Genomic DNA, 24,576 nt, shown 5'->3' with positions numbered 1-24,576 from the left:
ATATTTTTTAATTGGTGTATACTCGTCGAATAAATAATAAACTTATAAACGAACTCAGATAGCGAACTCAGCCTTACTGAGCTTCTTGCCCGTCAGCTTTTGAATATCGCTGACCAATTTACGCTCTTCCTGCGAGCAAAAAGTCAGCGCCGTCCCTGAGTTACCGGCTCTGCCGGTACGTCCGATACGATGCACATACGTTTCGGGCACATCGGGAAGGTCATAGTTAATGACCAACGGCAATTCGTTGATATCAATACCCCTGGCCGCAATATCGGTGGCTATCATTACACGTATCTTACCCGTTTTGAAGTTTTCCAATGCGGATTGCCTGGCATTCTGGCTTTTGTTTCCATGAATGGCCTGGCTGCCGATACCCGCTTTGCTTAATACGCGGACGATTCTGTCCGCATTGTGCTTGGTACGTGAGAAAACAAGTACCGACTGTCCTTCCGCTTTATGCAAAATGGAAATCAACAGTTTGCTTTTCTCTTTCTTCTCCACAAAGTAGACGGTCTGTTCGATGGTATCCACCGTAGACGATTTTGGGGTTATGGCAATCTTTACCGGTTGCTTCAGCAGTGAGTTCGTCAAAGCGATTATCGTATCGGGCATGGTAGCCGAGAAGAATAAGGTTTGCTTTTCTTTAGGGAGTTTCGGCAACAAACGTTTGATGTCATGGATAAATCCCATGTCGAGCATGCGGTCGGCCTCATCCAATACGAAGTGCCGTACACTATCCAGACGGATATATCCCTGGTTCATCAAATCCAGCAGGCGTCCCGGAGTGGCAACCAATATGTCGACTCCTTTGTGCAGCATATTTACCTGCGCACGCTGGTTTACTCCTCCGAAGATAACTCCATGACGGACTTGCGTATATTTGGCGTAGTCGTCTATGCACTCGCTAATCTGTAACGCCAGTTCGCGGGTAGGCGTCAGTATCAAGGCTTTGATACTCTTATCCCGTTCTTTTCCGGCCTGCAGATGCTGAATAATGGGAATGGCGAATGCGGCGGTCTTTCCTGTTCCGGTCTGCGCACAGCCTAATATATCTTTTCCCGTTAAGGCGGCGGGGATTGCTTTTACTTGTATAGGGGTAGGACTGGTATATCCTTTTTCTTCAATTGCTTTTAAAATCGGTTCGGTTATATTTAAATCTTTAAATGTCATATATATATATTGTTTTATGAGCGTGCCAAAACATTAGCACAGGTATAATGGGAGCACGCTTCACTCAAGTGGCCCATACAAAAAGTCTGATAAATCTTTGTAGAATGAAAAGTGCAGGTGGTGGAGCGGAACGCTTCCGCTAAATAAAAAAAGACGGAATTTGTTTATGAAAGGCAGGAAATCGGGTTTCCTGCCTTTATTCTGATATTAGTATCTTCTGGAGTTGTTATAACCGCCATGAGGTCTACTGTTTGAGGGTCTTTCCTCACGAGGGCGCGCAACGCTTACAGAGATAACTTTGCTGTCATATTCTACGCCGTTCAATTCGTCAATAGCTTTCTGTCCTTCTGTGTCATTGCTCATCTCCACAAACGCAAATCCTCTGGATCTACCGGTTTCTCTGTCGAGAATAACTTTAGCTGAAGAAACTTCTCCAAACTCTGCAAATAAATTTGTCAAGTCGGCATTATTAACGCCATAACTTAAACCTGAAATGTAAATGTTCATTCTAAAAATGTTATAAAATAAATAATAAATTGGAGTGAGGAGGATAATTAAAGGAGAGGACTGCTTACTAATAATATATTAAAAGAAGAACTATACGATAATGATTCGTAACTCAAACTCTGGGGACAAAGGTAGTATAATAAAGTTGATAAATACGTTTCTTCCCGTTTTTTTTCATAAGAAAGACGATTATTATCATTTATTAAGTACATGCGGAAATTTAAAACAGTTGTTTTTTGCCTGTTTTCTTCCTTTAAAGAGCTAAGAAAAAGGAAAATATGAACATAAGCAGTCTATATATGGATAGCATTCTTCCATGATAAGCCGCTAACTTTGCACAAATTATTGGTGATTATTATGAAAAAGCTACTATTCATTTTTTCCTTTCTTTGTTTGCCGGCCGCCGCAGGACACGCCCAAAAGACCTTGACACTGAAAGATTGCCTCGAAACAGGTATCGAGAACAACCTGTCTTTGGAAAGCAAACGCAAGGAAATGCGGAAAAGCAAATACGGGATTTCCGAAAACCGTGCAAGGCTGTTACCTCAAATCAACGGGTTCGCCAACTATAATGATAATATAGACCCGCCCGTATCCGTTACCGACGGCTCCGCCTACGGAAACCCGTATAACATAACCCGGACCTTGCGCTACAACGCCAACGCAGGTTTGCAATTGCAGATGCCTCTTTATAATCAGACGCTTTATACCACCGTATCCATTGCAAAAGTCATGGATGAGATAAACCGTCTTTCTTACGAGAAAGCGCGGGAAGACCTCATTCTGGAGATATGCAAGATGTACTATCTGGGACAGACCACTGCCGAACAAATCACTTTGATAAAAGCCAACATCACCCGGCTGGAAGAGCTGAAAGACATCACCATGGCTTTCCATGACAACGGAATGGCTATGGAAGTGGACGTAAAACGCGTCAATATCAATCTGGAAAACCTGAAAGTGCAATACGACAATGTCCGGGCAATGCAGGAGCAGCAACTGAACCTGCTGAAATATATCATGGACTATCCCGCCGATGAACAGATAGCCTTAGTGCCGGTGAACTCCGAAAACATCACCCCCGTCGCGCTGACCGGATTATCCGAAAACCTGTACGAGCTCCAACTGCTGCAATCGCAAAAGGCAGCGGCGGAACAGCAGAAAAAAATGATTGGCTATGGCTATATCCCCTCACTGAACCTGACCGGCAACTGGATGTTCTCCGCCTATACAGACAAAGCCTACCATTGGTTTCACTCCGGACCGTCCAATCACTGGTTCCGTTCCTACGGACTGGGACTGTCACTGCGCATTCCGATATTTGACGGGCTGGACAAGCGTTACAAAACCCGGAAGGCCGCCATAGATATCGAGAACATAAAGCTGGCGCAGGAAAATACCCGCAAAAGCCTGCAAACCCAGTACCTGAACGCCACCAACGACCTGATGAACAACCAACGCAACTTCAAAAAGCAGAAAGACAACTACCTGCTTGCCGAAGATGTATATACAGTCACCATGGAGCGCTATCGCGAAGGCATCGCTTCCATGACCGAGGTGCTGCAAGACGAAATGCAGATGAGCGAAGCGCAAAACAGCTACATCAGCGCCCATTACAGCTACCGGGTAACCACCTTGTTGCTGCTGAAACTGACAGGGCAAATAGATACATTAGTAAAATAACAAGTTAATCAAATCATCATATGGAAACAACAGCGAAAAATAACACGTCGGGCACACACCAGGAGAAAGCCAAGAAACTGCGCAAGCTGCGCCGTTGGCAAATCGCGGTCAGCCTGCTGGGAGCGGCAATCGTAGTTTGGGGAGTGATAGAGGTTGTTTGCCTCTTCCTTGATTATAAACAGACAGAGGTCAGCAATGACGCGCAGATAGAACAGTATATCTCTCCCATCAACCTGCGTGCATCGGGTTATATCAAGAAGATTTATTTCACCGAGCATCAGGAAGTACGCAAAGGCGACACGTTGCTTGTACTGGACGACCGCGAATATAAGATACGCGTAATGGAAGCCGAAGCCGCGCTGAAAGATGCGCAAGCCGGGGCTACCGTAATCGGGGCTACACTGCAAACCACGCAGACCACCGCCTCTGTATACGACGCTTCCATCTCCGAAATAGAAATCCGCCTCGCCAAACTGGAGAAAGACCGCCAACGTTACCAGAATCTGGTACAGAGAAACGCGGCCACCCCTATACAACTCGAGCAGATAGAAACGGAATACGAAGCTACCCGCAAAAAGCTGGAAGCTACAAAACGGCAACAGAAAGCAGCCTTATCGGGCGTAAACGAGGTATCACACCGCCGCGAAAGTACGGAAGCCGCCATTCAGCGGGCAACGGCCGCTTTGGAGATGGCACGCCTGAACCTCTCCTACACCGTAGTAACAGCTCCCTGCGACGGCAAATTGGGACGCCGTACCTTGGAAGAAGGCCAGTTCATTACAGCCGGGCAAACCATCACCTACATTCTGCCCGACACTCAAAAATGGATTGTCGCCAACTACAAAGAGACACAAGTGGAGAACCTGCGTATAGGACAAGAGGTAGCCATCACCGTAGACGCCATCAGTGACAAGGAGTTTACAGGAACCATCACCGCCATTTCCGGTGCGACGGGTTCCAAATACTCATTGGTGCCCACCGACAACTCCGCCGGAAACTTCGTAAAGATACAGCAACGCATACCCGTACGCATCGACTTCACCCATCTGTCCAAAGAGGAGAACGGGAAACTTGCGGCCGGCATGATGGTAATAGTAAAAGCCAAACTCTGATTCTCAACGATTAATCATTAAGGAAATGCCCTCATATCCCAAGAACTATCCTTTCTATAACTGGGTGCCCAAACCGATAGGCATCATCATTCTGTTAGTGTTCTTCCTGCCTATTCTTACGGTAGGCGGAACCTACTCCGCCAACGGTACGGAAATGATGAGCGGCCTGGGTATCATATCCGAACATATCCAGTTTGCCAACTTCGCCACGTCCATAGGTATGGCGGCATTCTGCCCTTTCCTGTACCGGCTGGTATGCATACGCAGGGAGAAGATGATGTGCATCGCAGGATTCTCGCTGATGTATATCTTCAGTTATATCTGCGCCAAGACGGACAGCATATTCCTATTGGCATTGTGCAGTCTGTTCATGGGATTCCTGCGCATGGTGCTGATGATGGTCAACCTGTTCACTCTCATCAAATATGCGGGGCATGTGGAAGCAACCGAGAAAATTACCCCCGGCAACGAACCCGCTACCGGCGAAGGCTGGGACAAGCTGGATATCGAACGAAGCGCCGCGCAGCCTGCCATTTATCTGTTTTTCATGGTACTGGGACAGTTGGGTACATCGCTCACCGCATGGCTCACTTACGAATACGAATGGCAATACGTTTATTACTTCATGATGGGACTGTTGCTGCTTTGCATCCTTATTTCGTTTGTCACGATGCCTTATCATAAATATGCCACCCGCCGTTTTCCCATTAACTTCAAGCAGTTTGGCAATGCCTCCATTTTCTGCATCACACTGATGTGCATCACTTATGTGCTGACCTATGGTAAGGTTCTCGACTGGTATGACGACCCTACCATCCGTTGGGCAACGGTAGGAGCTGTGGTCGCGGGCATCCTGTTCGTCTATATAGAAGCAACCCGGCGCAATCCCTATTATCAGTTCGATGTACTCAAGCTGCGTACCATCCGCTTCGGATTCCTGTTCTACTTTCTGCTAATGGTGCTGAACTCCAGCTCTCTGTTTGTCAACGTATTTACAGGCATAGGAATGAAATTGGACAACTACCAAAACGCTACGCTGGGCAATTGGTCTATGTTAGGCTACTTTATCGGCGGTATCGCAACAATCTGGCTCAGCGTAAAAGGAGTGCACTTCAAATACCTCTTTGCCGCCGGATTCCTGTTTTTGGGATTATCCGCCATGTTTATGTATTTCGAGGTACAGGACGCGGGATTATACGAACGGATGAAATATCCCGTCATTATCCGCTCCACGGGTATGATGCTCCTATACTCGCTGATACCGACTTTTGCCACCCAGCGTATGCCCTACAAGTTCCTGTCCTCGTGGATTTGCACGATGCTTACCGTACGCATGGTGCTCGCTCCCTGCATCGGAACCGCCTTATATAGTAATGTGTTGCAGGAACGGCAGCAATACTACATCACCCGTTATGCGCAGAATGTGGATATGATGCATCCCGAAGCGTCCGCCTCGTTTACGCAAACCGTGCAAGGAATGCAATATCAAGGAAAAAGCAAACAGGAAGCCGTCCACATGGCAGCCATGTCCGCTAAAGGACGCATTCAGGTGCAGGCCACCTTATCGGCGGTCAAGGAAATGGCGGGTTGGACGCTGTACGCCTGCCTTTTTTGCATGATATTTGTCGTGATACTGCCCTATCCTAAACGGAAATTATTAACTTAGCGCTGTTTTCAAACGAAACCTGTAATCTCTATCATCATGGATACCCGGCAAGAACGTTTATCGCACCTTGACAATGCGCTATCGAGCAAACAACAAATTTGCAGTTCGGAAGGCGTGCTCCGCTCTTTTCCGTCTGCCTTGCAAAGCCCGTTTATGATAGACGGGGTGGGACTGGTGATTTGCCGCCGGGGAAGTTTTACCTTCATCCTCAATCAGAAATCGTTTTCCGCCAAAGACGGCGATACGCTCTTTCTTCCGAAAGACTCCCTGTTTCAAGTACTGTACGTATCCGACGACGTGGAAGTAGTCATCTTCATTTATCAGACCGATCCCATACGGGATATTATGGGAAATTCGGTAGTATCCATGAACCTGTATTCACATCTGGCCACCGAACCGTGCTATGTATGGAACACCGGAGAGGAAGAAGAGGTCTTGAAATACCTGTCGCTACTGGACAATACGCTGAAAATAGAAGAGAACACGTTCAACCGATACGAGCAGAAACTGCTCCTGCTGGCATTGACATACAGGCTTTGTTCGGTCTACACCCGTAAACTCATTGCGGAGAAAGCATCCGTAAGCCACAAGCATGACATCTTTATCCGCCTGGTTCAGTTGATAGAACAATACTATACGAAAGAGCGGGGAGTGGACTTCTATGCGGACAAGCTGTGCCTGTCGCCCAAATATCTTTCGGCTCTGTCCAAGTCTATCTGCGGATATACGGTACAGGAGTTGGTGTTCAAATCCATCATCCGCAAGAGCATTTCATTGCTCAAGAATACACAGAAGAACGTACAGGAAATCTCCGATTTCTTCAACTTCCCGAACGCATCCTATTTCGGCACTTTCTTTAAAAAACAGACAGGAATGTCGCCCCAACAGTACCGCAGAAAATAGGTAAACGGCAAACCGCCACTACGCTTTCAGCCGAATAACGAAACGGCTGCCTTTTCCCAACTCGCTCCGGACAGTCAGCGTGCCTCCATGAGCCTCTACAAAATCTTTGGATATGGAAAGCCCCAAACCGCTTCCCTGCACTTTCGTACCGGGTACGCGGAAGTAGCGGTCGAAGATACTTTGGTGATAACGCGGGTCGATACCTTTGCCGAAGTCCTGCACATAGAGCTCCACAAAATTATCTTCCTGCTTTGCACCGATAACGACGCGGCCGTTTTCTTTGGAATAACGAATGGCATTGCTCAATAAGTTAGTGAGCACCCATGCTATCTTCTCGCTATCCACAAACAGCTTCGGCATCTTCTCTTCCGGATATTCCACCTCAATCTGGATATTGAACTTATCAGCCTGTACCTGATTCGCCTTGATAGCATACTCTATCAGTTCGATAGGCTTCGTTATCTTCGGTATCATCTGCAACTTGCCGGCTTCCACTTGCGTCATGTTAAGAAGCTCGCCCGTAATACCCAGCAGGCGGTCGGCGTTCTCCCTGATGCTCTTTGAAAGTTGTTCCTGTTCCTCGTTCAAGGCGCCCACACGATTGTCTTCCAAAAGCTGCAGACTCATAAGGATGGCGGAGATAGGGGTTTTCAGCTCATGCGAAATCGTAGAGATAAAGGTTGTTTTCGCCGTATCCAGCTCTTTAAATTCGGTGATATTCTTCAACAGAATAACATCGCCCAGATTATGGGATTCATCCGTATCGGCATCCGTATTCATAATGGTAATATAGGATGCCTGAAAATAGCTTTCCTTATTATCCGCATAAATCTTCAAAGGCTCTTTCTTCTCGCCCGGATTGATTAATTCCCTCACCAGCCGCCGGAGCAGGTCGTTTTTCAGCGACAGTTCCTCGGCAGAACGGCGTATGACATCTTCACGTTTCAGATTCAGTACGGTCAACGCCTCTTTATTGATGAAAAGGATTTCGTGCCCGCGGTTTAAGCCGATAATAGGCTCATGGATGCTGTTTACAATGGCTTCCAGGAACTTTTTGGCAGATAAAATATCATTCAGCGTACTGGTACGATATTCCGTGAGGCGTTCCGCCATGCTGTTAAAGCTATCGGCCACTTCGCGAAATTCTTCGTGCTCGCTCATATCAAGGCGCTTTTCATAGTTATGGTTGGCTATTTCGAGGATGCCTTGCGTCAGTTCCCTGATAGGTTTATTTATGGAACGGGGCAACCATACCAGCAGCACGATACTGGCAAGAATGCAAATGCCGCCCGTTACGGAAATCCACAGCAAGGCGCGCTGCAAGCCGGGCATGGCGGCAGGGCTATCCGGCTCCGTAGCCGTCAGTATCTGGAGATTCACAACCGAGAGGGCTACCAGCAGGATTATCATACCTGCGAGAATGCCTACACTGAGTATCAATTTAGTACGAATGTTCATAACGCTCAAGGAATTAAATTTTATGCAAGTATAATCAAATCTATGTTTGCTTGCGCCAGTTCGCTCACAAATTTTCTATATCTCAGCACCATAAACAAAGATTGCGGCAAAGCGAACGAGGGACTGCCCATACAAACGGTCGTTATCTGTTTCTCTCTGCAAGCCGTAACGATACTGCCCGGCACGTCTTTGGACTGCACCTGCATAACCTCTCCGCCCAATTCGGTCACCAGTTTGAAATGATTCAGCAGATGCCGCTGATTCGCAAGCGCGATGCGGTCGGCGCTCTCCCGGGGAGTCTGTACATAGAGAGCCACGAATGATGTATTATAACGGGTTGCCAGCCGCGCCGCCTTACGGATAATACGGCGCGGCGTCTTTTCATGGCTGCTGATACACGCCATGAACTTCTCATGCCGCACACCGACACTGGAAACCACCACTTCATTCTCCACTTTCTTCTCCACCCTTAACGCCACTTCTTTCAGAGCCAGCTCACGCAGTTGCAGAATATTTTCCGTCTTGAAGAAGTTGTTCAACGCAAGGGCTACTTTATCCGGCTTGTATATCTTGCCGGCTTTCAGGCGGGTTATCAGTTCTTCCGCCGTCAGGTCGATATTCACCACTTCATCCGCTTCTTCCAGCACACTGTCGGGAATGCGCTCCTTTACCTCGATACCGGAAATACCTTGCACTTCTTCATTAATACTCTCAATGTGCTGTATGTTGACGGCGGATATGACATTGATACCCTCATCCAGCAAATCCATTACATCCTGCCAACGCTTCTCATTCCGGCTGCCTTCTACATTGGTATGCGCCAGCTCGTCCACAACGACGATTTCCGGATGGATACGGATGATGGCGTCAAGGTCCATTTCCTCGAGTTCCTTGCCCTTATAGAATATCTTACGCCGGGGAATTACGGGCAGTCCGGCCAACACCGCCTCCGTACCGGCGCGTCCATGCGTCTCCACATAGCCGATATTCACGTCTACCCCATTATCCAGCAAGTCATGGGCTTCCTGAAGCATACGATAAGTTTTGCCTACACCGGCAATCATGCCGATGTAGACCTTAAACTTACCGCGACGTGATTTCTTAATCAGGTCGAGGAAATGTTGTACGCTCTCTTCCCTGCTCATGGCTTCAGAGTTATACCGAACACCAGGTGCGCATCTTCCATACGGGGATTCCAAATAGCCTGCGCAAATACCGGTATAGCGAACCTATCCGTTACCTTGATGTCTTTCGTGGCTTTCAGCGCCAGATTGGTTACGGCAAAGCCGCTGTTTGGAACTCCGTAAACACCCGAGCCGGCTTCATAAGGCAGAAAACCGCAAGTGGCATTCAAATCGACGGACTTGATGCTGAACGGATAGTTCAACTCTACATAAGAAGAATAATTCTGTTCTCCCTTCTCATTCTTATCCGCGCCGGCAAACATCGTGTACCAGGCTATTGACAGCGGAAACTTCTCCAACGGCAGCGTATAGGCAAGCCCCGCCTCAAAATGATGAGCCGTCTCATGGCTTTTGAAGTTAAAGTACTTATTGCTTCCCTGACCTGCCCACCAAAGACTGGCAACGGACAAGGTCAAACCGGAATCGCCGAACGTATAAGCTGCCGTCAAATCTATTTCTTTTGCAGCCTCACCATCCGAGGAGCTTGTTCCGTCAAAATCGGTAGAGCCCCATGCCGTCAACGAAAAGCCACCTATCCCAAATCCTAAAGTCGGCTGGAAGCTAACCCCGGTTTGATAAAAGCCGCGCCACACATAGGAACTGACTAAATCACCCTGTATCTTAAACTCCTGCGCCTGTACCTTGTCCACTCCCATAACACTTGCCGCCAAAACGGCGATAAAACCTATTACTGTTACTCTTATCCTATTCATATCTTTCATTATTTTCTTATTTTCCATTTGTTTCTTCCAATGCGATATTCAACTTCAACACATTCACTTTCGCCGTACCGAACAACCCCAGCAACGGTTTTTCAACAGCCTTGTCAACGATGCTCCGGACAGTAGCCTCATCCAGTCCCCTCGCCTCAGCCACACGCTTTACCTGTACATAAGCGCTGGCAGGCGTAATGTCAGGGTCAAGACCCGAAGCGCTGGCCGTTACCATTTCGGCGGGAACCTCTTTGCGTTGCAAATAAGGATGATGCAGCAAGAATGTATCTATGCGCGCTTCCACCTCCGCAAGGTATTCTTCGTTTGTAGGACCTTTGTTACTACCCGCCGAACTGCTCGCGTCGTAACCGTCACCGGCACAGGAAGGCCGTCCCCAGAAAAAAGTGTCTTCCGTAAACATCTGCCCCACATTGGCGGCGCCCACTACCTTGCCGTTCAGGGTCAAGACCTCGGCATTACCTTTATTCGGTCCTGCAAATTGCGCGAATATCCATAAGACAAGGATATAGAACACGGAAAAGAATACGCAGAAAGCAATGGTTATTTTAACTGATTTCCAAAGAGTTTTCATTTTCTTTCTATTTTAAATTAAAAAAACAAACTGACAAACATATCTATTAACTTGATACCTATGAACGGCGCTATGACACCGCCCAAACCATAAATCAGCAAGTTGCGGCGAAGTAGCGCGCTTGCGCCGATCGGTTTGTACCGGACGCCCTTCAATGCCAACGGTATCAGTATGGGGATGATGACGGCATTAAAGATGATAGCCGAAAGAATGGCCGTCTCAGGGCTATGCAACCCCATGATATTCAACGGAGCCAACTGAGGAATGGCCGCCATGAACAGCGCGGGAATAATGGCAAAGTATTTGGCCACATCATTCGCGATGGAGAACGTGGTGAGCGTGCCGCGTGTCATCAGCAACTGCTTGCCTATCTCTACAATTTCAATCAGCTTGGTCGGGTCGTTGTCAAGGTCTACCATATTACCGGCTTCCTTTGCAGCCTGCGTACCGCTATTCATGGCGACACCCACATTTGCCTGCGCCAGCGCGGGGGCGTCATTGGTTCCGTCTCCCATCATGGCAACCAGTTTGCCGGCCTGCTGCTCTTTCCTGATATATTCCATTTTATCCTCCGGCTTTGCTTCGGCGATGAAATCATCCACACCGGCTTTTTCGGCAATGTATTTGGCGGTCAACGGGTTGTCACCGGTTACCATCACCGTCTTCACCCCCATTTTGCGAAGACGCTCAAAGCGCTCCTGAATACCCGGCTTGATGATGTCCTGCAATTCAATGACTCCCAACACCGCTTTATTGACACATACCACCAGCGGAGTACCGCCGTTGCCCGAAATGGCGGCAATCGCTCCTTCTACTTCCTTCGGGAACTTATTCCCCGCACTTTCCACAATCCGACGAATCGCGTCGAACGCGCCTTTACGTATTTGAGTACCGTCTTGCAGGTCGACACCGGAGCATTTGGTTTCGGCTGTAAACTTAATCATGTGAGCGCCCGCTGTGTTGAGGTCGCGCATACGATGTCCGTTCTCACGTCCCAGCTCGATGATGGATTTCCCTTCCGGGGTTTCATCGGAGAGCGAGGACAGCAGGCAGGCCTCCACAAACACCTTTTCATCAATGCCCGGAGCCGGGTGGAACTTGGTAGCCTTACGATTACCGATAGTGATTGTACCGGTCTTGTCCAGCAGCAACGTATCAATGTCACCGGCAGTCTCAACGGCTTTACCCGACTTTGTAATCACATTGGCACGCAGGGCACGATCCATACCGGCAATACCGATGGCCGAAAGCAGACCGCCGATGGTTGTCGGTATCAGGCAGACAAATAATGAGAGTATGGCCGCAATGGAGATATACGTACCCGGATGGTCGATAGCGGTATAGTCCGCCATCGGAATCAACGTAATACATACGATTACGAACACTAACGTAAAACCGGCCAATAAGATAGTCAGCGCTATTTCGTTCGGTGTTTTCTTACGGGTGGCGCCCTCTACCAGCGCAATCATCTTGTCGAGGAAACTCTCGCCCTGTTGCTGCGTAACCAACACCTTTATCTTATCCGACAGAACCTTTGTGCCGCCGGTGACGGAGCTTTTATCACCGCCCGCCTCACGGATTACCGGAGCGGACTCACCGGTAATGGCGCTCTCGTCAATAGAAGCCAACCCTTCCACAATCTCTCCATCGGCAGGAATCGTATCGCCGGCTTCGCAAATAAAGAAATCTCCCTTTTTGAGACGCGCGCTGCTGACGGTACGCAACTTACCTTCCACCAAGACCTTGGCGGGAGTTTCCTCACGCGTCTTACGCAGGCTGTCCGCCTGTGCCTTGCCACGGGCTTCGGCAATGGCCTCGGCAAAGTTGGCAAACAATAAAGTTACAAACAATATCACAAACACCAAGAAGTTATAGCCGAACGTCCCATATTCCGATGTTCCCAAAGAGAGGATGCAGACCACCAGCATCACCAGTGTCACCAGCTCCACGGTGAACATTATCGGGTTCTTTATCATCACCCGCGGATTCAACTTCACGAATGACTGTTTCAAACTTTCCATTACTTGCTCCTTCTGAAACAAAGAAGCTGATTTTTTATCTTTCATAAACATATCTAATTATTCTTATCTCGTTACAAACTGAAGTGTTCGGCAATGGTACTCAACGCATGTGCCGGGAAGAAAGACAGCGCTGCCACGATAAAGATTACGGCAAAAGTCATTACGGCAAAGGTAAACGTATCGGTTTTCAGCGTACCGGCGCTTTCGGGCACAAACCTCTTCTGCGCCAGTAGACCTGCAATGGCGACCTGTCCCACAATAGGAAGAAAACGGCTCAGAATAAGTACCCATCCGCAGGCATAGTTCCAAAAATAAGTGTTGTCGCCCAAACCTTCGAAACCGGAACCGTTGTTGGCAGCGCACGAGGTAAACTCATAGAACTGCTCGCTCAGTCCGTGGAAACCGGGATTATTCAGCCAACCGCCCTCACTCTCCACAAACCCCGGATGATGCGCAAAGAGATAGCAGGACAAAGCCGTACCCACCAATATCACAAACGGATGAAGCAACGCGACGATTGTCGCTATTTTCATCTCCCGGGCTTCCACCTTCTTTCCTAAGAATTCCGGTGTACGTCCCACCATCAGTCCGCTGATAAAGACCGCGATAATAATAAACGTATAATAGTTCATCCACCCTACTCCGACACCGCCGAACCAAGTGTTTATCTGCATGTTCAGCATCTCCATCATACCGGACAACGGCATCGTGGAGTCGTGCATACCATTGACGGAACCGTTGGAAGTAACCGTGGTCGTAATGCTCCACAATGCAGTGGCGCCCGCTCCCAAACGGATTTCCTTGCCTTCCATCGCTCCATTGTCCTGTGCGATGCCCATATCATCGATGCGCGGATTACCGTTCATCTCCTGATAGACATTGATACCGACACCCGCCAGATAAGCGCAGAGCATTACGCCGTAAATACTATAAGCCAGTTTCATGCGTTTTGTATAGAAGCCCAACGCAAAAACCATAGCCATAGGTATAATCAGGATAGACCAGCACTCGGCGATATTGGACAAGTAGGTAGGATTTTCCAACGGATGGGAGGAATTTACGCCGAAGTAACCGCCGCCGTTCGTACCCAACTGCTTGATAGGAACGATGGCCGCCACAGGACCTTGTGAAACGATTTGTTCTTGTCCTTCGAGCGTAGTCACTTCCATCTTACCGTCAAAGCCCATCGGAGTGCCTTGCGTAATAAGGATAAAGCCGACTATCAGGGAAAGCGGCAACAGAATACGCGTGCAACTCAATACAAGAAAGTTCCAGAAGTTACCGATTGTACTCGTTGTTTTACGGCTGATGGACTTCATAATACCCGCCATAGCCGCCATACCTGTCGCTGCGGTAATAAACTGGAAGAGCGTGATGACGAACAACTGAGTGAAATACGTCAGTCCGCTCTCACCGGAATAATGCTGCAAGTTGCAGTTTACCATAAAGCTGATGCAGGTATTGAATGCCTGGTCGGGAGTTTGCGGGCCATTACCGTCAGGATTCAACGGCAGCCACCCTTGACTGACCAACAGCACCATTCCCCAAACAAACCAGAACGCATTCAATATCAACAATGCCTTGAGGAACTGCTTCCAGTTCATTTCTTCATCGGGATTAATCCCCACTGCCTTAAATATCAATCTCTCTACCGGTTTCATAAAGTCCGACCATGTCTTCTCTCCTTTATAAACCTTTGCAATATACTTTCCCAGTGGATAAGAAATCACCACCAACAGGAAAATCTGTAAAACTACACCTAAAATTTCCGTATTCATTTCTTTAATCTTTTAGAACTTTTCGGGTCTCACCAGAACATACATCAGGTACCCGAACACTGCAACACCTAATACAAATAATACTGTGTACATAATCTTTTCTCTCCTCTTTAAATCTTCTCAAACCAATCCACACATTTCCAGAATAGCCAGAAAGCGAGAAACCCGCTTAACAGGCAGAAAATAAATGAAATCGTTACTCCCATGTTTTTACTTTGTTAAATTAATATTCATGTTTTACCGCCCTCATAATCGCCAAATGCGTGCCAAAAGAGAAGCTAAAAAGATAAGATTTTGATTTCTAAAGGAATAAAGCAAAACAGGGACTCACAAAAAAAGAAAACACCCTTCCAAAATGAAAGGGTGCTTATCAAAATAGAAAAGGAATACTGCATGATTCGGGGTTCATCCGGCGGAACCATTTGTTCCAAGGGTTGGGAACGAGAGTTCCCCGGTGTGAAACGGAGTGTTTCACGGCATGGAACACTTTGTTTCCCGCTGCGGAACACTTTGTTCCATGCCGGGGAACTTTCGGTAAGCTATGGGAAAGGAACAGATTATATTCCGTACTCTTCGATTTTACGGTAGAGGGTGGTCAGTCCGATTTTGAGCAGACGGGCGGCTTCGGTCTTATTACCTTTCGTATATTCCAGTACACGGGCGATGTGACGACGCTCCATAGCCGAAAGTTCAAAACTGTCGGGACTGGTTTCATCGGATTGTTCGTAATGTGCGTTCTGTATATCGAGCGGCAAGTCGGCCACGTCCAGCCGTTCACCTTCGCTAACAATCAGACTGCGCTCTATCACATTACGCAGTTCACGGATATTGCCTTTCCAGGGTTGTTGCTCGAGAGCTTCGAGAAAGGCGGGCGTAATATCCGTAACGGGACGCGCCAACCGGGCGGAGAAGTTCTTCACAAAGGCTTTTGCCAAAAGACGCACATCGCCCGCCCGTTCGCGTAACGGCGGCAGATGTATTTGGAATACGGAAAGCCGGTAGAATAAATCTTCGCGGAAACGTCCTGCGGCAATCTCTTCCGGCAGATTACGGTTGGTTGCGGCAATGATACGCACATTCACGCGGGTAGGTTTGGTATCGCCAATCTTTATATATTCACCCGTTTCGAGAATACGCAGAAGCTTGGCTTGCAGTTCAAATGCCATTTCACCGATTTCATCCAGAAAGATTGTACCATTGCTGGCCTCTTCAAACAATCCTTTCTTGTCTTTCAATGCGCCTGTAAACGAACCGGCCTTATGACCGAACATCTCGCTTTCCAGCAGCTCTTTACTGAAAGAAGAGCAGTTGACCGCCACAAAATTCTGCCCGGCACGCTTACTATTATAATGTATGGCTTGCGCAAAGACTTCCTTTCCCGTACCCGTTTCGCCCGTCAGCAATACAGGCACGTCCGTTCCCGAGACTTTCCGTGCCAGTGAAACGGCATCTTTCAATGCTTTCGAATCACCCAAAACAGAATCGAAAGAATACGTCTGCCCTACTTTCTTTTCCAGTTTCTCCAAACGGACGTTCATGCGCGCCTTTTCCACGGCGCGGCTGACAAGCGGTATAATCTTATTGTTATCATCACCTTTGGTGATATAATCGAAAGCGCCGTTCTTAATGGCCTGTACCCCGTCCGGGATATTGCCATGCGCCGTCAATAGGATTATCTCGACGTTAGGGGCCGTTTTCTTGATAGACGACACAAGGTCTACCCCATTACCGTCTGGAAGGAATACATCGCACAAGGCCACATCCGGACTCTGAAATTCCAACTGCTTCAAAGCAGTCCTGCAATCACCGGCCTGACATACTTCATATCCTTCCAACTCCAACATACGCGACAGAAGGGTACGAATCTGTACTTCATCGTCAACGACTAAAATCTTGCTCATATTTCTCGGATAAGTTTAAAGTGATAAATGGTAAAAACAGGGGATGCGCAAATATAAATGTTTTCCGGGAAACGAACGGCATGTCTTTTGAACTTTTATAAGTGAAGGGGGGCTACATAAGGCTACGGAAAAGTAGTAAATCGCCTTACAATGCATCCTCGGGGGCATTGCAAGAGAACAGAAAAAGAAACTCTCCCTTTCATTTTGGGAATGAGCCTTCTAAAACGAAAAGGCGTACGGTGGCTCCACCCGGCAACGGAAAAAAGAATAACTAAAAAAGAATTAAAAATGAAAGTTTACAAATTCGGCGGTACTTCCGTCGGCACAGTAGAGAGAATGAAACACGTGGCGGAACTCATTTCAGAGTCCGCACCGAAGATTGTAGTCCTGTCCGCAACGGCAGGTACCACCAATCATCTGGAAGAAATCGCAGCCAACCTCTTCAGCCGTGATATAGAACAGGCACACGAGAAAATAACCCGGCTGGAATTCCAGTTCATAGACTTCGCCAACGAACTGTTGACAGACGAGTCCATAAAGCGGGAAGCGATAGATTATATTCTCGACCGCTTCCAGCGGCTCTGGCAATTTATCAACGATGAATTTACCTCGGTCGAGGAAAAAGAGGTACTGGCGCAAGGGGAACTTATCAGTACAGCCCTGCTCCACTTCTACCTGCGGGAACGAAAGATTGCCAATATTTTGCTCTCTGCTTTCGACTTTATGCGTACCGGAACGGAAGGGGAACCGGACTTGAAGTATATAGAGGAAAAACTGCAAGCGCAATTGGCACAGTACCCCGGCATCAATCTTTTTATTACTCAAGGGTACATCTGTAAAAACGCTTATAATGAAACGGATAATCTGAAACGGGGTGGCAGCGACTATACGGCATCACTCATCGGAGCCGCTATCCGCGCAGAGGAAATACAGATATGGACGGACATTGACGGAATGCACAATAATGACCCGCGTGAAGTATCGGGAACCCGTTCCGTAAAACATCTCAGTTTCAACGAAGCCGAGCAACTGGCCTTTTACGGAGCGAAAATATTGCACCCGTTTTGTATCGCTCCGGCACGCAAACGCAATATTCCGGTACGATTGCTCAACTCGATGAATCCTCAGGCAGAGGGGACATTGATTTCGGATTTGCAGGACGATAATATCATCAAGGCCATAGCCGCCAAAGACAATATCTTCTACGTGAAATTCGAATCGAAACACAGTCTGTGCCCTTATCAGTTTATCAGTAAGATTTTTGATACGTTTGCCAAGTACAGAACCCCGCTTTGTCTGTTGGTTTCATCCAATCAGGGCGTGTCCGTCGCCATAGACAATAGCGAACGCTTATGCAAAATCCTTGCGGAACTGGAGCAATATGCAAAAATTCTGACGGAAGACCGCATGTCTATTGTATCCGTAGTGGGAAACATACGCTGGCAGTATGCCGGTGTCGAGGCGCAGATTATAGAAGCGCTGGCGGATATTCCGTTACGGATGATTTCGTATGGAAGCAATGACAGCGACGTGGCATTCGTCATTAAGACGGAAGATAAGAAAAAGGCTTTGCAGGCGCTCAGCAATAAGCTCTTTGAGCCGGAAACAGATAAAATCATCAAATAGAAACCCGCCCCTATACATAATGGAGAGGCTATATCAGAATGGATATTCATCAGTACCTCATTCTAATATAGCCTCAACCTGAAAACAACTAACCTGTTTTTTACGAAAAGCGTTCAAGCATCTCCATACACATGCGCCCGTTATGATAGGGGCATTTCCAGAAACCCGCCTTATCATCGGCGGTGTTTACCGTTCCGTCGGCACGAACGCTCCAATACCATTCTCCGTTTTGATAATCTATCAGATGTTTCTTGATATACTCCCAACAGCGGAATGCCTTCTGAAGAGCCACTTCATCATCGAAATGCTGATAGAGATTAATGTGGCCTACCACATTTTCGGCTTGCACCCACCAATGGCAGTCCCTGTCCGTTATCCCCTTGTCGGGGAAAGTCTCGTAAATCATGCTGCCCTCGGATGTCAATCCCTCATCGGCAGCCGCCGCGATGTACCCAACCAGAGGCTCTACTTTCTCCAAGAGCGTTTTATCTCCCAAGACTAAAGCCGCCTCATGAATCAGCCAGGAAGCCTCAATATCATGTCCATAGGATACTATGCGGTATTTGCTCACCCAATCATCATCAAAAAAGAGTTCCAAATGCCCGGTTTGCTGGTTCAGTATTCTATCTGTGAAGAGTAGTATCAAGTTGCGGAGTTGCTTCTCAAGACCGTCATCTTTCCATACCCGATAGAGATTTGTGTAAGGTTCCAGAATATGCAAATGGGTATTCATGGTCTTGCGCTCATTCTCATCCTTGTCGCTAAGCCGCATATCGGAGATTTCGTGCCAATCGCGGGTCAAGGCCTCGCAATAACCGTTCTTTACGGAGTCGAAGCTATATTGTTCGATGCTTCTGAAGAGGCGGATGGCATAGTCCAATGCTTCTTCGTCTCCGGTGGCGCGATGATACTCACTCAGACCGTAAATAGCAAAACCTAAAGCATAAATCTGCTTTTTGGTATCCGAGGGATGGCCTGTATAGTCGAGCGACCAGTATATTCCACCCTGTTCCTTGTCGTAGAATTCGTCGATAATGACACGTTTGGCACGGGTAGCCATTTCCAAGCATCCGGGCTTCTTCAACAAACGGTAAGCCGATGAGAACGTCCACAATATGCGGGCATTGAGTACAGCGCCTTTCACAGCCTGCGGTTCCAGTTTATCCGTTCCGGTGATGCGGCCATAGAAACCGCCATGCACCGGGTCTGTCATTTTATCCGCCCAAAACGAAAGGATATTATCTTCCAGTATAGTACGCATCTCTTGCTGCATCCCGCTTAGTATATTCATGCACATCATTTTCTTATAATTGTCTTTTGTGTTCCAGTTCTGTTGTTATATCTTTCATTTTGTTTTCTGTAAGCGGATACATGCTGATGAACACCACACTCAGGATAGTACCTATGGCCGGCAAGAAGCTCAGGAACATCTTGATACCGCTAATCGCTTCTTCACTTTGCACTGCGTTTGCCTGGAAGCCAAAGAATCCGAGCAGCCAGCCGGTTACCGCCGTACCGATAGCCCAACCGAATTTCTGGCTCATGGAAGAAGAGGAGAATATCAGTCCTGTGGCACGGTTACCGGTTTTCAGTTCCGAATAGTCGGCGCAATCGGCATACATAGACCAGAGCAACGGAAAGATACTACCCGCGCAAACGCTGATTAACGCTTGAAATACAAACATCCATATCAGGTCTTCCTTATCAAACCAATAAAAGATAACGCTAAGTACTGTGGCGATAATCATCGCCCACATATAGGTGTTACGCTTGCCGATGCGGTTGCTGACGGGAGCGGCTGCTATTACGCCTATTATATTGGCAGCCTGCCCCAAAGCGAGGTATAGTCCGCTCAACACGAATGACATGCCGAAGAAAGAGACGGTCGCATAATCTTCCTCTACGACAAAATACTTAAAGTAATAGACAGTAGCGCCATCACGAATGGAGTTGAATACCAAAGCAGCCACACCCGCACCCAATAAGATCCACCAAGGCTTGTTTTTAAACAAATCTTTCAAGTCTTCTTTCAGCGGGTTTTGTGTTTCTTTGATTGGCTTTACCCGTTCTTTAGTCCAGGCAAAGCATCCGAAAAATAACACGATGCATAAGATGGCTATAACAACGACTGCCATAGTCCAGCCCGTCTGCTGATCGGCCAACTCCTTACTGTTGCCACTGAAAAAATTCACCAACGGCATAAACAACAGCAGGGCTATGAAGCTACCGATGTAGGCAAAGGTCATTCTATAAGTAGAAAGTGTGTTGCGTTCTTTAGGATTAGGGCTCATTACTCCCAGCAGGGAAGCGTAAGGTACGTTGATGGCAGAGTATATCATCATCATCAACGAATAGGTGACGTAGGCATAAATCAACTTACCGGTCGGGCTCCAGTCCGGAGTAACAAAAGTCAGAATACCGATGATGCCGAACGGGACAGCCAACCACAAGAGATAAGGCCGGAACTTTCCCCAACGGGAGTGTGTACGGTCGGCAACGACGCCGACAATAGGGTCGAAAGCCGAATCCCATATTCTCGTTATCAGGAACATAGTTCCCACCACCGCAGCCGGCAAACCGAAAACATCCGTATAGAATATCATCAGATAGGCGCCAAACAGTTTCCAGAACATGGATGATGCCATATCCCCAAATCCATAGCCTATTTTCTCTGTAAGTTTTATCATACTGTGTTTATTTAGAAACAACCTGTTGTTTCAATAGTTTCAAATTCTTGTCTATCAATCTCTTCAAAGTCTCTACCGAAGCAGAGGAGTTCAAACCGTCGGCAGGGGTATTCATGCAATAATCCACCAACTTGTCAATGGTGGACGTCGCTACATGCATCCGCGTATCGGAAGAAGCATAATAGATAAATACCGTCCCGTCATCATCGGCAATCCAGCCGTTGGAGAAAAGTACGTTGCTTACATCGCCTATACGCTCTTCGTCCTCGGGAGCCATGAAGTAACCGCCGGGAGCGGCTATCAGTCTGGTCGGGTCGTCCAAGGCCGTCATGTACATATATAGCACATAACGCAATCCGGCGGCACAAGCGCGTACACCATGCGCCAAATGTAACCATCCCTTAGGAGTTTTGATAGGATGAGGGCCTTCGCCGTTCTTCACTTCTTTAATAGTGTGATAGTAGCGTTGGTCGATAATCTTTTCTTCTTTTACTTCTGCATGCGTTATATCGTCTACCAATGCCCAACCAATACCGCCACCGCTTCCGGTATCGATGAAACCGTCCTGCGGACGGGTATAAAGAGCGTATTTACCATCTACAAATTCCGGATGAAGTACTACATTGCGTTGCTGGCTTTTGGTTTTCAAATCCGGCAGACGCTCCCAAGTCTTCAAATCTTTGGTACGGGCAATAGCTGCCGTTGCCGTTGCCGAAGACAAATCTCCCGCAGGGGCCGTATCGTCATGGCGCTCCGCACAGAAAAGGCCGTATATCCAACCGTCTTCATGGGCAGTAAGACGCATGTCATAAACATTGGTTGCCGGAATAATGTCTTCGGGCATCGTTATCGGATAGTCCCAAAAACGGAAGTTGTCAATGCCATTCGGACTTTCGGCTATGGCAAAGAATGATTTACGGTCGGCTCCTTCCACACGAACCACCAACAAGTATTTATCATTCCATTTGATAGCGCCGGAATTCATTGTGGCATTCATACCAATACGCTCCATTAGATAAGGATTACTGTTTTCATCCAAATCATATCGCCAAAAGACAGGGGTATGCGCAGCTGTCAGTACAGGATATTTATAACGGGTGAATATACCGTTGCTTGTTTCTTGGGGTATATTGGTTCTGGTTATCAACTCTTCATGTAAGCGATAGAGTTCTGCGATTTTCTGTGTATAAGTTTTCATCTAATTTTATATTAGTTTGTTATTGATACAAATTAACTTCTTCTGCAAATAATGTTTTGGGATGCTTATAGAATTCTACGAAATCCGTAGCAGAAACCTGTCCCGGATAAGGAGCATAAAAATGTGTAACCCTTTCACGCGCATTACGCCATACCAACGCATAAGCAAGAGAATATTGGGCTAATGCAGGAAGTAATGTGCCTGTCCACCATTTTGCATCAGGAATCCCCTCATATCCGATTTCTGTTACAGCATATACTTTATCATGGGTTTTACCTATACTATCCAAAATAGCAAGTGACTTATCAAGCTTGGATAGAAAAATATTACGATTAAATTGGTAAGTATCAAGGCCTATAACATCCACCATCTCATCTCCCGGATAACGTTCCAAATACTGAGCTGTGTCTTTAGGTTCAGTCCCCGGAGAATATGCATAGAGTATATTATTAACACCATTTAGCCTAAAATGATTCACTGTCATTTCCCATAAAGCTTTATATTCATCGGGAGTACATAACTGCTCACCCCACCAAAACCAACTACCAGTATTTTCATGCCATGGACGGAAAAGTATCGGGACTTTAACATTATCTGCCGTTTGCAGTGAGCTGATGAAAGCAGACACTTTATCCAGCCATCCTACGAACTTTTGATGATTAATACCACCAGGCAGAATAGACTTTACAACAGTACTGTCTTTTATATCCCAAGCATCTCCACCTGTCATAGGATTACGGGCATGCCAACTTAATGATATCATCCCTCCCCGATAATATTGATTAATTATTTCTTTCTTAATTTTATCAAAAGGTACTTTATCCAAATTAACCGTACTATCCAGTTCTAACTCTCCTAAATCAAAACTGATAACAGCCGGATAATCGCCACATACTCTTTTTACATCTGACTCTCCCTCATCTCCTTCCCAGCCAATGCCATACACAGTATCATCATGATGCCCAAACATAAAACCCCGCAATGATACTTTCTTCAAATTATCCAATAAGTTATTGGTTTCCTTACTTTTGATAGATATATTATTCGTTCCGGCCTTATCCAGAAGGGAATTATATCGTTTTATTATGCGCATAGCAGTATCTGTGTCAAAGACAGAATTAAGCCCCTGTTCTTCTTGTCCCGGGTCACCGACATAGTCATCCCAAGGTTGCCAAAATTCATGTTGAGGTTGTCCAGTACCACCCCATGCCCAAAAATTACACCCCGCCAACACATCTCGCTGTTTCAACGATTGGTATATTTTATCAAAAACAGCACTGTAATATCTATCTCTAGCTGTAGTAGGATCTGTACGGTGATACTTATGATTATCACGAGGCAAGCCAAACTCTTCCAACACAATGGGTTTATTCAATTGGCGAGCAACAATAATATGTTCTGCCATATATTGGGTAGTCAAACTAATAGCTCTTCTTACATTTTGCGGAATACTATCTGCATTTATCCAACGCCAATTTTTAGGCCAGATATGCATTGTAAGATAATCGACATTTTCATCATGATGGATTTCTTCAAACAGAGCCATATCATTTTCACAGCCCATTTTTCCTTCACTCCCAATTGTTATCAAATGATTAGAATCAAGTGTACGAATTAGACGAGTAGCTTTGCTCAGCCATTTAGCAAAAGCTGTTTTTCCCTCACTACTAAAAGCACGTGGTTCATTTCCAACTTGCCAAGCCATAATGGCAGGATCATCAGTATATTTTTTATTAGTATAGCGGTTTGTTCTACTAACTACGGTTCTGATGTGATTAAGAAACAAAGAATGACATTCTTCACATTCTGCATATTGAGCTACATATTTATTAAAAGCATCCCAACCATCAATTCCAGGAATAGGTTCCTTACCATGCCCGGTCCAATTCAGATATTTACTATATCCTCCACTCCATTCCCAGCTATTATTCAGATAGAGAACTGCATACATATCCCTTTTTCCCATTTCTGATAAGAGAAAATCTAATCCTTCAAAAATTGTATCATTATATATACCAGCCTCTTTCTGCAAAGTTGGCATTACCCGAAAAGGTATTCCCTCTTCGCCATCCGCTCCTACAAGAATACGCAAATTGTCCACTCCATTCTCTTTCATCAGATCAAGTTCCCGTACAAGACGCTCACGGTCTCCACCTCTTCCTGTAGACCCTAAAATTGCACCATACCAGTAATTAGTACCAATATAGTAATAAGGTATACCATTTTTTGTAAAGTATCCATTCTCTACCTTAATGAAAGTCTCTCCTAGTTCTTTTTTACCAATACAAGAGACTAAACAGCTCGCCAATAATATCAAGAAGATTATTTTTCTCATAACAGCATTTTTATATTATAAGCAGAGGTTATCAATTAG

19 protein-coding genes and 1 pseudogene are annotated in these 24,576 nt (G+C 46.7%); 5 read left to right on the top strand and 15 right to left on the bottom strand.

The window, feature by feature from the left end; all coding sequences use genetic code 11:
* Window positions 1-54: 54 nt before the first annotated feature.
* Both BUB52_RS14725 and BUB52_RS14720 read right to left on the bottom strand, forming a co-directional pair.
* Window positions 55-1,173, bottom strand: a complete 1,119-nt coding sequence (locus tag BUB52_RS14725) for a DEAD/DEAH box helicase (RefSeq protein WP_009122314.1) — start codon at window positions 1,171-1,173, stop codon at window positions 55-57.
* 207 nt (window positions 1,174-1,380) lie between these two features.
* Window positions 1,381-1,680, bottom strand: a complete 300-nt coding sequence (locus BUB52_RS14720; protein ID WP_009122315.1) for an RNA recognition motif domain-containing protein — start codon at window positions 1,678-1,680, stop codon at window positions 1,381-1,383.
* 357 nt (window positions 1,681-2,037) lie between these two features.
* Here BUB52_RS14720 and BUB52_RS14715 point away from each other — a divergent pair, with 357 nt between their 5' ends.
* From BUB52_RS14715 to BUB52_RS14700, 4 genes are read left to right on the top strand one after another with little or no spacing between them, the layout of a single operon-like run.
* The gene (locus BUB52_RS14715) at window positions 2,038-3,363 is read left to right on the top strand and encodes a TolC family protein (RefSeq protein ID WP_009122316.1); all 1,326 of its coding nucleotides are present in this window, start codon (window positions 2,038-2,040) and stop codon (window positions 3,361-3,363) included.
* Window positions 3,364-3,383: 20 nt separating this feature from the next.
* Window positions 3,384-4,475: an HlyD family secretion protein gene (locus BUB52_RS14710; RefSeq protein WP_009122317.1), complete on the top strand. Its 1,092-nt coding sequence runs from the start codon at window positions 3,384-3,386 to the stop codon at window positions 4,473-4,475.
* A gap of 25 nt (window positions 4,476-4,500) precedes the next feature.
* Window positions 4,501-6,141 carry an efflux MFS transporter permease gene (locus tag BUB52_RS14705; RefSeq protein WP_009122318.1) on the top strand — a complete coding sequence of 547 codons (1,641 nt, stop codon included), beginning with the start codon at window positions 4,501-4,503 and terminating at the stop codon, window positions 6,139-6,141.
* Window positions 6,142-6,177: 36 nt separating this feature from the next.
* On the top strand, window positions 6,178-7,044 hold the full coding sequence (locus tag BUB52_RS14700) for a helix-turn-helix domain-containing protein (RefSeq protein ID WP_009122319.1): 867 nt from the start codon (window positions 6,178-6,180) through the stop codon (window positions 7,042-7,044).
* Between the two features lie 18 nt (window positions 7,045-7,062).
* On the opposite strand, the gene BUB52_RS14695 is transcribed toward BUB52_RS14700, so the two are convergent.
* From BUB52_RS14695 to BUB52_RS14660, 8 genes are all read right to left on the bottom strand, one after another.
* Window positions 7,063-8,502: an ATP-binding protein gene (locus BUB52_RS14695; protein WP_009122320.1), complete on the bottom strand. Its 1,440-nt coding sequence runs from the start codon at window positions 8,500-8,502 to the stop codon at window positions 7,063-7,065.
* Between the two features lie 20 nt (window positions 8,503-8,522).
* Complete coding sequence (locus BUB52_RS14690) at window positions 8,523-9,647, bottom strand: sensor protein KdpD (protein WP_009122321.1); 1,125 nt, start codon at window positions 9,645-9,647, stop codon at window positions 8,523-8,525.
* A complete protein-coding gene (locus tag BUB52_RS14685) occupies window positions 9,644-10,408 on the bottom strand; it encodes a hypothetical protein (RefSeq protein ID WP_083554551.1) in 765 nt (254 codons plus the stop codon). Before BUB52_RS14685 ends, BUB52_RS14690 begins: the two co-directional genes overlap by 4 nt.
* A 7-nt stretch (window positions 10,409-10,415) precedes the next feature.
* The gene (locus BUB52_RS14680; RefSeq protein ID WP_009122323.1) at window positions 10,416-10,991 is read right to left on the bottom strand and encodes a K(+)-transporting ATPase subunit C; all 576 of its coding nucleotides are present in this window, start codon (window positions 10,989-10,991) and stop codon (window positions 10,416-10,418) included.
* Window positions 10,992-11,008: 17 nt separating this feature from the next.
* Window positions 11,009-13,057: a potassium-transporting ATPase subunit KdpB gene (kdpB, locus tag BUB52_RS14675; RefSeq protein WP_039950904.1), complete on the bottom strand. Its 2,049-nt coding sequence runs from the start codon at window positions 13,055-13,057 to the stop codon at window positions 11,009-11,011.
* Between the two features lie 26 nt (window positions 13,058-13,083).
* Window positions 13,084-14,790, bottom strand: a complete 1,707-nt coding sequence (kdpA, locus tag BUB52_RS14670) for a potassium-transporting ATPase subunit KdpA (protein WP_009122325.1) — start codon at window positions 14,788-14,790, stop codon at window positions 13,084-13,086.
* A 12-nt stretch (window positions 14,791-14,802) separates the two neighbouring features.
* Window positions 14,803-14,883 carry a K(+)-transporting ATPase subunit F gene (gene kdpF / locus BUB52_RS16010; protein WP_087426886.1) on the bottom strand — a complete coding sequence of 27 codons (81 nt, stop codon included), beginning with the start codon at window positions 14,881-14,883 and terminating at the stop codon, window positions 14,803-14,805.
* 464 nt (window positions 14,884-15,347) lie between these two features.
* A complete protein-coding gene (locus tag BUB52_RS14660) occupies window positions 15,348-16,691 on the bottom strand; it encodes a sigma-54-dependent transcriptional regulator (RefSeq protein ID WP_009122326.1) in 1,344 nt (447 codons plus the stop codon).
* 288 nt (window positions 16,692-16,979) lie between these two features.
* Here BUB52_RS14660 and BUB52_RS14655 point away from each other — a divergent pair, with 288 nt between their 5' ends.
* Window positions 16,980-18,317 (top strand): aspartate kinase, encoded by a 1,338-nt coding sequence (locus tag BUB52_RS14655; protein ID WP_039950905.1) that lies wholly within the window; start codon window positions 16,980-16,982, stop codon window positions 18,315-18,317.
* A 100-nt stretch (window positions 18,318-18,417) separates the two neighbouring features.
* Here the strand turns inward: BUB52_RS14655 and BUB52_RS14650 are convergent, their stop codons facing one another.
* The 5 genes and pseudogenes from BUB52_RS14650 to BUB52_RS15925 form a co-directional block, all read right to left on the bottom strand.
* Window positions 18,418-19,608, bottom strand: a complete 1,191-nt coding sequence (locus BUB52_RS14650; RefSeq protein ID WP_039950895.1) for an AGE family epimerase/isomerase — start codon at window positions 19,606-19,608, stop codon at window positions 18,418-18,420.
* A 13-nt stretch (window positions 19,609-19,621) separates the two neighbouring features.
* Entirely contained in the window at window positions 19,622-21,004 is a 1,383-nt protein-coding gene (locus BUB52_RS14645) for an MFS transporter (RefSeq protein ID WP_009122329.1), read from the bottom strand.
* Window positions 21,005-21,011: 7 nt separating this feature from the next.
* The gene (locus tag BUB52_RS14640) at window positions 21,012-22,202 is read right to left on the bottom strand and encodes a glycoside hydrolase family 130 protein (protein WP_009122330.1); all 1,191 of its coding nucleotides are present in this window, start codon (window positions 22,200-22,202) and stop codon (window positions 21,012-21,014) included.
* A gap of 19 nt (window positions 22,203-22,221) precedes the next feature.
* Window positions 22,222-23,295, bottom strand: a complete 1,074-nt coding sequence (locus tag BUB52_RS15930; RefSeq protein ID WP_050792287.1) for a glycoside hydrolase family 26 protein — start codon at window positions 23,293-23,295, stop codon at window positions 22,222-22,224.
* Window positions 23,281-24,537 (bottom strand): annotated as a pseudogene (locus BUB52_RS15925) (glycoside hydrolase 5 family protein); the annotation flags it as partial. The gene BUB52_RS15930 and the pseudogene BUB52_RS15925, both read right to left, overlap by 15 nt.
* Window positions 24,538-24,576 lie beyond the last annotated feature (39 nt).

Source organism: Bacteroides clarus YIT 12056, from assembly GCF_900129655.1.
GTDB lineage: Bacteria > Bacteroidota > Bacteroidia > Bacteroidales > Bacteroidaceae > Bacteroides > Bacteroides clarus.
The sequence above is the reverse complement of the archived record's forward strand: the minus strand, read 5'-3'. Positions and strand labels throughout refer to the sequence as shown.

Bases quoted from the DNA above. Each gene is read 5' to 3' on its own strand.
- BUB52_RS14725 (WP_009122314.1), bottom strand. From the start codon at position 1,173: ATGACATTTAAAGATTTAAATATAACCGAACCGATTTTAAAAGCAATT.
- BUB52_RS14720 (WP_009122315.1), bottom strand. From the start codon at position 1,680: ATGAACATTTACATTTCAGGTTTAAGTTATGGCGTTAATAATGCCGAC.
- BUB52_RS14715 (WP_009122316.1), top strand. From the start codon at position 2,038: ATGAAAAAGCTACTATTCATTTTTTCCTTTCTTTGTTTGCCGGCCGCC.
- BUB52_RS14710 (WP_009122317.1), top strand. From the start codon at position 3,384: ATGGAAACAACAGCGAAAAATAACACGTCGGGCACACACCAGGAGAAA.
- BUB52_RS14705 (WP_009122318.1), top strand. From the start codon at position 4,501: ATGCCCTCATATCCCAAGAACTATCCTTTCTATAACTGGGTGCCCAAA.
- BUB52_RS14700 (WP_009122319.1), top strand. From the start codon at position 6,178: ATGGATACCCGGCAAGAACGTTTATCGCACCTTGACAATGCGCTATCG.
- BUB52_RS14695 (WP_009122320.1), bottom strand. From the start codon at position 8,502: ATGAACATTCGTACTAAATTGATACTCAGTGTAGGCATTCTCGCAGGT.
- BUB52_RS14690 (WP_009122321.1), bottom strand. From the start codon at position 9,647: ATGAGCAGGGAAGAGAGCGTACAACATTTCCTCGACCTGATTAAGAAA.
- BUB52_RS14685 (WP_083554551.1), bottom strand. From the start codon at position 10,408: ATGAAAGATATGAATAGGATAAGAGTAACAGTAATAGGTTTTATCGCC.
- BUB52_RS14680 (WP_009122323.1), bottom strand. From the start codon at position 10,991: ATGAAAACTCTTTGGAAATCAGTTAAAATAACCATTGCTTTCTGCGTA.
- kdpB (WP_039950904.1), bottom strand. From the start codon at position 13,057: ATGAAAGATAAAAAATCAGCTTCTTTGTTTCAGAAGGAGCAAGTAATG.
- kdpA (WP_009122325.1), bottom strand. From the start codon at position 14,790: ATGAATACGGAAATTTTAGGTGTAGTTTTACAGATTTTCCTGTTGGTG.
- kdpF (WP_087426886.1), bottom strand. From the start codon at position 14,883: ATGTACACAGTATTATTTGTATTAGGTGTTGCAGTGTTCGGGTACCTG.
- BUB52_RS14660 (WP_009122326.1), bottom strand. From the start codon at position 16,691: ATGAGCAAGATTTTAGTCGTTGACGATGAAGTACAGATTCGTACCCTT.
- BUB52_RS14655 (WP_039950905.1), top strand. From the start codon at position 16,980: ATGAAAGTTTACAAATTCGGCGGTACTTCCGTCGGCACAGTAGAGAGA.
- BUB52_RS14650 (WP_039950895.1), bottom strand. From the start codon at position 19,608: ATGAATATACTAAGCGGGATGCAGCAAGAGATGCGTACTATACTGGAA.
- BUB52_RS14645 (WP_009122329.1), bottom strand. From the start codon at position 21,004: ATGATAAAACTTACAGAGAAAATAGGCTATGGATTTGGGGATATGGCA.
- BUB52_RS14640 (WP_009122330.1), bottom strand. From the start codon at position 22,202: ATGAAAACTTATACACAGAAAATCGCAGAACTCTATCGCTTACATGAA.
- BUB52_RS15930 (WP_050792287.1), bottom strand. From the start codon at position 23,295: ATGCGCATAATAAAACGATATAATTCCCTTCTGGATAAGGCCGGAACG.